The following is an 11,526-nucleotide window of genomic DNA, read 5'->3' as shown; positions in this document are numbered from 1 at the left end:
GAACGCAGTCAGCGACGCATCGACGAACGGCAACGCCGCATCGGTCCAGCGCGCCATCATCCCGCCGAGCAGCGCGCTGCCGACCACGGCCGCGATCAGGTCGGGCAGCATCTGGCGCGGCCGCACGCCGGTGACGGGCGCGACATCGCCCGCCGCCGCCGCCCCGCCGCCCGCCTCCAGCGTACGCTGCGCGATCCAGCGCCTCCAGCCGTACACCTGCAGCACCGCGAACGCGCCTTGCAGCAGCATGTCCGAATACAGCTTCGCGTCGAAGAAGATCCAGCCGTATAGCGCGACCGACGCAAGCCCGACGGGCCAGCACAGCATGCGCCGCTTCGCGGTCAGCCAGATCGCGAGTGCGCTGACGATCACGCCGGCGATTTCGAGTGGGGACATCGTCTGTGCTCTCCTGGTTGGCTACCGGGGCCGCGCATCATGCGGCCGGATCCGGACGATCAGAAATCATAGGTCAACGACACGCGCGCGGTGCGCGGCGCGCCCGGGAACAGGTACGCGTCGCCCTGCTGCTCGCCCGCGTCTCGCCAATAGAACTTGTTGAACAGGTTGTCCACCGACACGCGCAGCACCGTGCGATGGCGGCCGATCTTCGTCGTATAGCGCGCGCCGAGACTGAACACGAACCACGACGGCACGCGCGCGGTGCCCTCTTCGTTCGCGTTGCGCGCGGCGCTGTACTCGACGCCGCCGAGCACGTTCAGGCCCGCGACGCCCGGCACCGCGTAATCCGCGTACAGCGACGCGCGCAGCGCCGGCACGTTGATGATCTGGTGCCCTTCGTACGCGGGCGAACCCGAATCGTACGCGCGCGCACGGATCGCCGCGACGCTGGCCGTCAGCGACAGCCGCTCGGTAAGCCGGCCGGCCGCGCCGAGCTCGATCCCCTGGTGGCGCTCCGTGCCGCGCTGCACGAACGTATAGCTCGTGCCCGACGCATCGGGGTCGGCGAACTGGAACGGCTTGCTGATCGAGAACACGGCCGCCGTGAGGCTCAGCCGGTCGAGCCAGTCGTATTTCGCGCCGAGCTCGAACTGGTGCGATTCGACGGGCGGCAGAAACGCATATGCGTTGGTCGCGCGCACCGGCGCCTGGTCGCCGAGCGACAGCGCCTTGCTGTACGACGCATACAGCGACAGCTCGTTCACCGGCTTGTAGACAAGCGCGAGCTGCGGCAGGAACACCGAGCGGTCGGTGTGCGTCGCGTCGCCGTCGAGGCTGTCCCAGCTGCGCTGGCGCAGCAGCACTTCCTTGCCGCCCGCGAGCACCTGCCAGTGCTCGCCGATGCTGATGCGGTCGAGCCCGAACACGCCGTACTGCCACGCATCGAGTTGCGGATACGACGGTCCGGCCGAGTTCGGCGACGGCGCGAACGCGACGTCCGGCCCGTAGACGTTCTCGCTGCCGACGTAGTCGTACACGGCGTCGGCCATGTGCACGACACGGCGCTGCACGCTCACGCCGAGCGTCAGCTCGTGCTGCAGCGGGCCGGTCGCGAACTTGCCCGTCGTCACCGCCCGCAGATCGTCGTTGCGGCGGTATTCGCCCGGGCTGCGGAAATCGTACACGTCGTAGTCGCCGTTCGCGCCGAAGAAGAACGGCGACGTCGTGCCGGCCGCGCAGCTCGGTGCGTACGAGCAACCGTACGGGAACGCGCTGTTGTCGTCGATCATCGTACGGCTGCGGCCCACAGCGACGTATGCCTTCCAGGCGTCGTTGAACTGGTAGTCGAAGCGCGCGTTCAGGTTCAGCGCGTCGGTCGTCACCGGCTTTGCCCACGGCTGCGTGCCGAGCGCCTTCGACGTCGTGTTGACGGACGGCACGACGGTGCCGCCGAGCAGTTGATAGCCCGGTGCCGAACGCTGGATCCACTGCTGGAATTCCGCGTTGAGCTGCAGGCTCGCGCGCGGGCTGATGTCCCAGTCGGCGGCGATCGAACCGAACGTGCGCCGGCCGTTCGTGCCGTCGACGTACGAGTGCATGTTCTCCTTCGCCGCATTGATCCGGAAACCAAACTGATTGTCCGAGCCGAAGCGGCGGCCGAGATCGACGGCCGCCGACGTCGAGCCGCGGCTGTCGACGCCGGTCGTCACGCTCGCGACGTTGGCCGAGCGCTTCGTCACGAAGTTGATCACGCCGCCCGGCGCGACCACGCCGCTGTCGATGCCGGCCAGCCCCTTCAGGATCTCGACGCGCTCCTTGTTCTCGAGCGGCACGTTCTGCTCACCGGACACGGTGAGCCCGTCGATCCGGATCGCGCTCGCGAGATCGACCGGGAAACCGCGGATCGCGAAGCCTTCGTAGTAGCCGACCGGCGCATAGTCGTTGACGACCGATGCGTCGTTGCGCACCACGTCGCTCAGGCGCCTGGCCTGCTGATCGTCGATCTGCGCGCGCGTGACGACGCTGACGGAGGCCGGCGTGTCGCGCAGCGGCGCGTCGTCGAGCCCTGCGACCGACGCGTCGCGCGTGCGAAACGTGCTGCCGCGCTCGCCGCTGACCGTGATCGCCGGCAGCGTCGCGCTGCCCGCCGCATCGGCGTCCGGCGCCGGTGCGTCTCCCTGCGCCGCGGCAGCCTGCGCCGCGAAAAGCGTGATGCCGAGACCGACGCCAAGCCCGACCTTCGCGCGCCGCCGCCGTGCGCGCGACGCTGTTGTTCTATTTACCGTCATTGTTCTGGATGGAAAACTCGCCACTCGACCCTGTCGAAACACGTTACGAAGCTGCGAAGCGCGATCCCGCGAACGAATCCGCGACGGGCCCGGCGAATCTCCGGGCGCGTGCGTCGACACGACATTCATCAGACGAATCGGGCGATGCGGCCGCATGCTGGCCGATCGATCGGGAAAGCGCAGGATGGGACATCGGATCCGGATGACGTACCGGGTCCCGACGCGGCCGCCGATTCGTTCGTCGGGTGCCTGTCGGGCGGGCCGGCTGCATCGCGCGGTCTTGTGTTGCGGGGGACGCTTCGAACGCCCCGGTGCGGGCGCGCGGCGCGGCGGTGCGCCGTTCGTCGGAACGGCGGCAGGCCCGGCGCGCGCGGCATCGCGGCGTGGCGCGCATTTTACCCCGGGCGGGCGCGGCGGCAGGAAAACCGCCCGGCGGGCGGACGCGGCGGGCGGCATGACCGCCGCCGCTGGACAACTACGCGGTATCGGCGGCTTTCAGCCCCCATGCGTCGATCATCTGCTGGCGCATCACGAACTTCTGCACCTTGCCCGTCACCGTCATCGGCAATTCGTCGACGAAACAGACGTACTTCGGGACCTTGTAATGCGCGATCTGGCCGTCACAGAACGCACGCACGTCGTCCTCGGTCATGTGCTCGTCCGCGCGCAGGACGATCCACGCGCACAGCTCCTCGCCGTATTTCGCGTCCGGCACACCGAACACCTGCACGCTCTGGATCTTCGGATGCCGGAACAGGAATTCCTCGATCTCGCGTGGATAGATGTTCTCGCCGCCGCGGATCACCATGTCCTTCAACCGGCCGACGATGTTGCAGTAGCCGTCCTCGTCGAGCGTCGCGAGATCACCCGTATGCATCCAGCCGTCGACGATCGTTTCCTGCGTTTTCGCATCGTCGTCCCAGTAGCCGAGCATCACCGAATAGCCCTTCGTGCACAGCTCGCCCGTCGCACCGACCGGCACGATATCGCCGTTCGGATCGACGACCTTCACTTCCAGGTGCGGCTGGATGCGCCCGACCGTCGTCGTGCGCTTCTCCAGCGGATCGTCGGTCGAGCTCTGGAACGACACAGGGCTCGTCTCCGTCATCCCGTACGCGATCGTGATTTCCGACAGATGCATCTGCGACACCACGCGCTTCATCGTCTCGATCGGACACGGCGAGCCGGCCATGATGCCGGTGCGCAGCGTCGACAGGTCGAATTTCGGGAACGCCGGATGATCGAGCTCCGCGATGAACATCGTCGGCACGCCGTGCAGCGCGGTGCAGCGTTCGTCGGCCACTGCCGCGAGCGTCGCGACCGGATCGAACGCCTCGCCGGGGAACACCATCGCCGCACCCGTCGACACACACGCGAGCACCGCCAGCACCATCCCGAAGCAGTGATACAGCGGCACCGGAATGCACAGCGAATCCTGCTCGGTGAAGCGCATCGCCATCGCGATGAAACGCGCATTGTTGACGACGTTGCGATGCGTGAGCGTCGCGCCCTTCGGGCTGCCGGTCGTGCCGCTCGTGAACTGGATGTTGATCGGGTCGGTCGCCGAGAGCGTCGCGCCGGTCGCATCGAGCGCCGCGACGTCGAGCGAATCGCGGCCGCGCGCCATCACGTCCGCGAAGCGGAACATCCCGGCCGGCGCGACCTCGCCCATCGATACGACCGTGCGCAGGCTCGGCAACCGCGCCGCATGCAGGTCGCCCGGCGCGCAATGCGCGAGTTCCGGCGCCAGCGCCCGCAGCATCTCCAGGTACTTCGACGACTTGAACTGCTCGGCCGCGATCAGTGCACGGCAGCCGACCTTGTTCAGCGCGTATTCGAGCTCCGCGAGCCGATAGGCCGGATTGATGTTGACGAGGATCGCGCCGATTCGGGCGGTCGCGAACTGCGTGAGCAGCCATTCGACACGGTTCGGCGACCAGATGCCGACGCGGTCGCCCTTTTCGATGCCGAGCGCGGCGAGGCCGGCCGCGAGTACGTCGATCTCGTACGCGAACGTGCACCAGTCCCAGCGGATGCCCTGCTCGCGGAACACGACGGCCGGCCGCGCCGGAAAGCGCGCGGCGGTGTCGCGCAGCAGCGCGGCGACGGGCGCGTCCGACAGCGGCACGTCGGTGCGGCCCCGCACGATCGACAGGCCGTCGCGCGGCACGCCGGTTGCGATGGCGGTGGTCATGTGTGTCTCCTGATCGGCGGCGCCGGCCCGCGGGCCGGCGCGCGCGTCATCGTGTAAAGATCTGCGCGGTCGTGATCGCCATGTCGCCGCCCGGCACGCGAATGTCCTTCAGCTTCTTCAGCGTGTCGGCGTCGTACACCGCGACGGTGTTGAAAGTGCCCGCGAGGTAGAGCTTGCTGCCCTCTCGGTTGAACGACAGGCAGTAGTACGAATGATCGAGCGGCGCGGCTGCCACCAGCTTCTCGCTCTTCACGTCGTACTTCGCGAGCCGGTTCAGCACGCCGTACATCGCGTTCGGATCCTTCGGCGACAGCCCGCCCGTGAAGTACACCTCGGTGACCGGCGCGAAATCCCTGACCGTCGCGTTGCCCGTCTTCAGGTCGATGTCGATGTAGCCGTACATCGTCTGCGCGGATGCCGGATCCTTCTTCTCGTCCTTGAAGCGGTCGGCCGTGTAGAGCAGGTTGAACGTGTGCTGAGGACGCTGCTGCGGCCATACATACAGCACGTCCGGCTGGCCGTGCAGCGGCCGCTTCCAGTTGCGCAGCGGCACCGCGACGTCGTACTTGCCGGTCTGCACGTTCATCCGGTAGATGTCCGCGCCGACGATGAACAGCGACCCGTCGTCGGCCGCCTGCAGCATCGTCGTCTGGCGCGGCGCCGGGAAGGTGCGCACCGGCTTCGCGTCGAGCCCGCCGTCGGTGCGGTACACCTGCAGGCGCGGCGACTCCACTTCGTAGCTGTCGCGGTTCAGTTTCGTCGGATTGACGACGCTGTAGATCTCCTTGCCGTCCGGGCTCAGCCCGATCGAGAACATCGCGCGCGCACGCTCGTTGCCGGCTTCCGCGAGATCCGCGTGGAACACTGTCTTGCACGAATCGAGATCGATGCCGTACAGGTCGCCGTAGTGATTGTTCAGCACGTAGGCGCGCGTATGGTCCGGGCTGATCTGGATCGTGCCGGGGCCGAACGCGTCGGGCAGCGTGCAGGTCTTCGCGATGCTGTCGGTGCCCGTGTCGATCACCGTCAGGTTGTTGGGATAGTTCGTGACGGCGAGGTACTCGTGTCCGGCCTGCAGCGGCGCGTCGGCCGCGGCCGACAGCGACGCGGCCGATGCGAGCGCGGCGGCGAGGAGCGCGCGGCTCAGGGGTGTCGTGAATCGCATGGAGAATCCTTGATCGGTGCCGGGTGGATCACTTGTCTTTGGGGAACACGCTGCCGAGCTGACGCCAGTCCGCGCCGGAATCGGCCGCATGCTTGTTCCAGTCTGGATAGGTGCTCATCATGTCGGGCACCTGCGCCGGCCACCAGCACGGATCGGAGCAGCCGTACAGGTCGGCTTCCATCGGCTGGCACAGCGACGCAACCCCGCCGAACACGTCCGTTTCCCAGCCGGGATCGGTCGTCGACGTGCAGCCCGCGACGGATGTCATCGCAACGACTTCCTCGAGGCGATCCTGCTGCACGGCCTCCTCGAGCTTTCTCGCCTTGTTGTTGAGCGGCTTCAGATGTTTCATGTCAGTTCGCCTTGCGCGGAGTGATGTGGTTGTCGATGAACGCCGGGTTGCCGGCGATGATCCGGCTGTAGACCTCGATACCGAAATCGATCCAGTCGCGCATCAGCTCGCAGTAGTGATAGGTCGGATGCGCGGGGTCGCCGTAGCGCGCGTAGCTCTCGTGATAGCAACCGCCCGAGCACAGGTTGCGGATGCGGCAGGTCTCGCAGCCGGTGCCGCTGCGATCGAGGCGTTGCGACAGGAAGTCGTTGAGCTGCGCCTGCGCGACGCCTTCGCGCACGTTGCCGAAAGTCGGCAACGTCGAGCCCGTGAAGCGGTGGCACAGGTTCAGGTCGCCCTTGTGATCGACCGCGAGCATCTTGAGCCCCGCGCCGCACGGCAACGACTTCTTGTGCCCTTCGTGCAGGTCGGTGATCAGCTGATGCAGGTTCGAGAAACCGATGTTCCGGTTCTCGAGCGCGGCGGCCAGGTAGCGGCGGCCGAGCGCCTTCATGTTCTCGAACACCTGCGCGAGTTCGGCCGGCTGCAGGTTGAACGTGTCGAGCTGCCCCGACGTGACCGGCGCGAAGCCGACTTCCGCGAAACCGAGTTCGTTGAACAGGTGATCCCAGATGCCTTCGATGTCGGTCACGCCGCTCGTGAGCGTCACGCGCGCGCCGACCGGACGGCTGCGATAGCGCTTGAGCAACATGTCGACCTTGCGGCGCACGACGTCGTAGGTGCCCGCGCCGCCGACCGTGCGGCGGTTCAGGTCGTGAATCGAGCGCGGCCCGTCGATGCTGATCGACAGCCCGAAGCGATGCGCGTCGAGCCAGTCGATGATGTCCTCGGTCAGCAGCGTCGCGTTGGTCGTCATCACGAACTCGACCTGCTTGCCGAGCGCGCCGAAGCGCAGCTCGCAATACTCGACCATGCACTCGATCAGCTTGCGGTTGCTGAGCGGTTCGCCGCCGAAGAACACGACCGTGTAGCGCGGCAGGTCGGGCGACTCCTTCAGCAGCATCTCGACCGACGCCTTGGCGGTGTCGATGTCCATCCGCCGCCCGGCGGACGGCGTGTCGAGGTCTTCCTTGTAGCAGTACGTACAACTCAGGTTGCAGCCGGTGTTCACGTTCAGCACGACCGTATCGATCGCGGTGCGCTCGACGCGCTTCACCGCGATCTCGGGTGTGAGCGGCGAGCCGTCGCTGACGACCTCGAGGGCCATCAGCTCGCCGAGCGTCTCGGCGAGTTCGCCGTGCGGCGAGCGGCCGGCCAGCCGCGCGAACAATTCGTCGGCCGTGCAGCTGCTCGCGCGCAGCGCGTCGATGATGTCGGCCGTCACGCGATCGGCCGCGAACAGCGAACTGCTCGGCACATGGAACATCAGGCGCTCGTCGTCGACGCGCACTTCGTGCACGTTACGTTCGACCACGTTCAGCAGGGCGCTCATCGGATTCTCCTTGCATTCGTCGGATTCGGACCGGGCCGCGTCGCAGCCCGGCGCAAAGGCATGCGGACCGGTCAGGGCAGCGGCGGATTGTTCCAGCGCTGCACCGCGACGATCATGTGCCCGGTGCCCGTCACCGTGCGCGAGCCGTCCGTCACCGTCGCGACGACGTTCAGGTTGCCCGTGTTGTTGGTGCCCATCCGGCGCGCGGGGTTCGGGCCCGCGTTGCCCGGCGTGAAGATGCCCGTCGACGCCTGCATCGTGCCGGCGAACTGCGTGTCGCGATCGCTCTTCGACTGATCGTCGAACGGTGCCACCGACCATTGCGCGGGCACGACGCCGATGCGGAACGGCTTGCCCGCGCCGTCGACGCCCCATGCCACCGCGTCGAAACGCCCTTCGACCTTCGGCGTCGATCCGCCGTTACCGCCGATGCGCGCAACCGCGAAGTCGGGCTCGACCTTCACGCTGCGGATCTCGCGATAGACCGCGAAGCCTTCCGCGTGCGCCGCACCGACGCGCACGCTGCGCGGGCCGGCCGTGCTGCCGTCGGCGGCCTTCACGCGCACTCGCACAAACTCCGGCGTGCGCTCGAGCACCGATGCGACGGTCACGCCGGCGCCGAACGCGGGCGTGCCCTGCAGGTTCGCGCCGACGATCGTCACGTCGGTCTCGCCGCCCGCCTTCACATACGCCGGCTGCACGGCGACGATCTGGGCGTTGCCGAGCTTCGCCGCATTGAAGTCGAGGCCGCGCTCGTCGTGCGCATCGTCGAACATCCGGCCGCGCAGCGTGCCGTCGCTCGCCATCAGCACCTGACGCATCGTCGTGTCGCCAACCTTCACGCTCGCGCGCCACTCGTAGCCCGTATAGAGCACTGCGGTGCCGGTGCCCGCGAGCGGGCTGCCGTCCGCGAAGCGGCCCTTCAGCTCGACGTCGAAGCGATCGCCCGCGCCGCCCTTCACGGTCATCGTGCCGTACGCGTCGCCCTTGCCCGGCATGTGGCCGCCGAAACTCCAAGTGCCGGCGAGCGCGGTTGCGGGCGGATGATGCTGCTTCCAGTCGTTCCACGCCTTGCTGTCGTACGGGTAGTCCTTCGCGAGCATCGGCGCCATTTCGGTCAGCGCGATCCTGAACCAGTCGCGGTCGCGGCCCATCGCCGAATACTCGATCGACGGCCACTGCCCGAGGTGGAAGTTCACGAGCTTGTCCCATTCGGCGACCGGGCGGCGCTGCAGCAGCAGACGCGCAGCCGAGTGGCAGCGCGCGCACATCTGCTTGAATTCCTCGTTGTTGACGGTCTCCTGCGTGTTCAGGCGGCGCTCGGGCGCATAGCGGAAATCCTTCGTCTCCGACGGCGCGAGGCCCTGCGTATCCGACAGATACTTCACGAGGATGCGGCGTTCGTCGTCGCTGATCGTGAGGCCGTGCATCGTCTGCATCCGCGCGATCGTCATCAGCCAGCCTTCCGGTGTCTTGCGCTGGTGGCTGATGCGGCTCCACGAATCCTTCGACTCGGCCGCGTGACAGGCCGCGCATGTCTGGCTCAGGATCGCGTGAGCGTCGCGCGGTGCCTGGGCCTGCGCCTGCACGGCGCCCGAGGCCAGCGCGAACGCACCGGCGGCCACGACGGCCGCGGCCGCGCGGGGCGGTCTGCTGCGTCGAATGAAAGTCTTGAACAAGGCTCTGCTCCTTTACGTGGGGTCTCGAATCGTCCGGCATGCAGCGCTGCGGCGCTTGTCTCATGCTCTTCAAGCACAGGCCGTGCCAATCGCTCGATCCGGGTCTGTCACAAGGAAAACACGCGCTTTTGCCGCCGAACGCTCGGGAAAATCCCGATTCAAACCGGCGCGCCAAATCGGCATTCGCGCGCCTTCGCGGCCGCTGCATCACGCCGGCCAACCGCGTGCGTGCCGCATGTCGCGTCTCACGTTGCATGCGAATTCTCAAATTGAGACGTCGCGCCGGGAACGCGGCGCACTGCCGATCGTGCGCGGCATCATCGACACGCATGCCGTGCGCCCCGCGCCGCATGGCGCGCGCGGCCCGCGTGCAGGCCGCACCGTGACCATTGGTACGGAAGCTGCTTTTCGCCTCGGCACCCGAACCCCGATGAGCGAGGAGCTTTCATGCCGGCAACGTTGTCGTTACTTCCGCAAACCCAGTCGTTCATCGCACGCGCGCCGTCGATGCTGATCGGCGATACGTGGCGCAGCGCCGAAAGCGGCGCCACCCTGGCCGTCCACAACCCCGCGACCGGCGACGAACTGTGTCGCGTGCCGGCGTCCGGCGCAGCCGACGTCGACCACGCGGTGCGCGCGGCGCGCCAGGCGTTCGACGATTCCGCGTGGAGCCGCATGCGGCCGCGCGAACGGCAGAACCTGCTGTGGCGTCTCGCGGATCTGCTCGAGCGCGACGCGCAGCAACTCGCCGAACTCGAGTGCGTGAACAACGGCAAGAGCGCACAGATCGCACGCGTGATGGACGTGCAGCTCGCGATCGACTTCCTGCGCTACATGGCCGGCTGGGCGACCAAGATCGAAGGCTCGACCGTCGACGTGTCGATGCCGCTGATGCCCGACAGCCAGTTCCACGGCTTCATCCGGCGCGAAGCCGTCGGCGTGGTCGGCGCGATCGTCGCGTGGAATTTCCCGCTGCTGCTCGCGTGCTGGAAGCTCGGCCCCGCGCTGGCAACGGGCTGCACGATGGTGCTCAAGCCCGCCGATGAAACGCCGCTCACCGCGCTGCGGCTCGCGGAGCTCGTGCAGGAAGCCGGTTATCCGGCCGGCGTGTTCAACGTCGTCACGGGCACCGGTGTCGAAGCGGGCGCGGCGCTCGCGCACCACCCCGACGTCGACAAGCTGACCTTCACCGGCTCGACCGAAGTCGGCAAGCTGATCGGCAAGGCCGCGATGGAATCGATGACGCGCGTGACGCTCGAACTCGGCGGCAAGTCGCCGACGATCGTGTTCGACGATGCGGACCCGGCCGTCGCGGCCTCGGGTGCGGCCACCGCGATCTTCTTCAATCACGGCCAGGTGTGCTGCGCGGGTTCGCGCCTGTACGTGCAGCGCAAGCACTTCGATCGCGTGGTGGGCGACATCGCGGGCATCGCGAGCAACATGAAGCTCGGCAATGCGCTCGATCCGTCGGTCGACATGGGCCCGCTGATCTCGGCGAAGCAGCAAAAGCGCGTGGCCGGCTACATCGAGCGCGGCCGCGAACTCGGCGCACAGCTCGCGTGCGGCGGCGAAGCGTATGGCCCCGGCTACTTCGTGAAGCCGACCGTGCTCGTCGACGTCGACCAGAAAGGCCCGCTCGTGCAGGAGGAAATCTTCGGCCCGGTGCTGGTCGCGATGCCGTTCGACACGATCGACGACGCGATCCGTCTCGCGAACGACACGCGCTACGGGCTCGGCGCGAGCATCTGGACCAACGACCTGTCGGCCGCGCACCGGATGATCCCGAAGATCCGCTCGGGCTCGGTGTGGGTCAACTGCCACAGCGCGCTCGACCCCGCACTGCCGTTCGGCGGCTACCGGATGTCGGGCTTCGGCCGCGAGATGGGCGCGGCCGCGATCGAGCACTACACGGAGTTGAAGTCGGTGCTGATGAACGTGTGATCGCGTCGCCGACGTGAGTCACGCTTGCGCCGCGCGGGGAGGTCGCGCGGCGCGCATGTTGCCCCGTGTTCGCATT

The 11,526-nt window shown here is 67.6% G+C and carries 8 protein-coding genes; 1 reads left to right on the top strand and 7 read right to left on the bottom strand.

Going from position 1 to position 11,526, the window contains the following annotated elements:
- The 7 genes from J7024_RS22095 to peaA form a co-directional block, all read right to left on the bottom strand.
- The coding region (locus tag J7024_RS22095) for a nicotinamide mononucleotide transporter family protein (protein WP_234745503.1) at positions 1-396 on the bottom strand (396 nt) is incomplete at its 3' end.
- 59 nt (positions 397-455) lie between these two features.
- Positions 456-2,687: a TonB-dependent siderophore receptor gene (locus J7024_RS22090; protein WP_175770068.1), complete on the bottom strand. Its 2,232-nt coding sequence runs from the start codon at positions 2,685-2,687 to the stop codon at positions 456-458.
- A gap of 475 nt (positions 2,688-3,162) precedes the next feature.
- On the bottom strand, positions 3,163-4,881 hold the full coding sequence (locus J7024_RS22085) for an AMP-binding protein (protein ID WP_234745502.1): 1,719 nt from the start codon (positions 4,879-4,881) through the stop codon (positions 3,163-3,165).
- 46 nt (positions 4,882-4,927) lie between these two features.
- Positions 4,928-6,046 (bottom strand): quinohemoprotein amine dehydrogenase subunit beta, encoded by a 1,119-nt coding sequence (peaD, locus tag J7024_RS22080; RefSeq protein ID WP_124830802.1) that lies wholly within the window; start codon positions 6,044-6,046, stop codon positions 4,928-4,930.
- 28 nt (positions 6,047-6,074) lie between these two features.
- The gene (gene qhpC, locus J7024_RS22075; protein ID WP_096505727.1) at positions 6,075-6,398 is read right to left on the bottom strand and encodes a quinohemoprotein amine dehydrogenase subunit gamma; all 324 of its coding nucleotides are present in this window, start codon (positions 6,396-6,398) and stop codon (positions 6,075-6,077) included.
- Position 6,399: 1 nt separating this feature from the next.
- Positions 6,400-7,830, bottom strand: a complete 1,431-nt coding sequence (gene peaB / locus J7024_RS22070; RefSeq protein WP_124830801.1) for a quinohemoprotein amine dehydrogenase maturation protein — start codon at positions 7,828-7,830, stop codon at positions 6,400-6,402.
- Positions 7,831-7,901: 71 nt separating this feature from the next.
- Positions 7,902-9,509: a quinohemoprotein amine dehydrogenase subunit alpha gene (gene peaA, locus J7024_RS22065; RefSeq protein WP_234745501.1), complete on the bottom strand. Its 1,608-nt coding sequence runs from the start codon at positions 9,507-9,509 to the stop codon at positions 7,902-7,904.
- 447 nt (positions 9,510-9,956) lie between these two features.
- On the opposite strand from peaA, the gene J7024_RS22060 reads away from it, so the two are divergent.
- Positions 9,957-11,450: an aldehyde dehydrogenase family protein gene (locus tag J7024_RS22060; protein ID WP_124830799.1), complete on the top strand. Its 1,494-nt coding sequence runs from the start codon at positions 9,957-9,959 to the stop codon at positions 11,448-11,450.
- Positions 11,451-11,526: the final 76 nt, after the last annotated feature.

Source organism: Burkholderia sp. WTPI3 (assembly GCF_021483755.1).
Classification (GTDB): domain Bacteria; phylum Pseudomonadota; class Gammaproteobacteria; order Burkholderiales; family Burkholderiaceae; genus Burkholderia.
Note: the sequence above shows the minus strand (reverse complement) of the source record. Positions and strands in the feature narration are given on the sequence as shown.

Excerpts from the sequence above, each read along its gene's own strand:
- J7024_RS22090 (WP_175770068.1), bottom strand. The coding sequence starts at position 2,687 with ATGACGGTAAATAGAACAACAGCGTCGCGCGCACGGCGGCGGCGCGCG.
- J7024_RS22085 (WP_234745502.1), bottom strand. The coding sequence starts at position 4,881 with ATGACCACCGCCATCGCAACCGGCGTGCCGCGCGACGGCCTGTCGATC.
- peaD (WP_124830802.1), bottom strand. The coding sequence starts at position 6,046 with ATGCGATTCACGACACCCCTGAGCCGCGCGCTCCTCGCCGCCGCGCTC.
- qhpC (WP_096505727.1), bottom strand. The coding sequence starts at position 6,398 with ATGAAACATCTGAAGCCGCTCAACAACAAGGCGAGAAAGCTCGAGGAG.
- peaB (WP_124830801.1), bottom strand. The coding sequence starts at position 7,830 with ATGAGCGCCCTGCTGAACGTGGTCGAACGTAACGTGCACGAAGTGCGC.
- J7024_RS22060 (WP_124830799.1), top strand. The coding sequence starts at position 9,957 with ATGCCGGCAACGTTGTCGTTACTTCCGCAAACCCAGTCGTTCATCGCA.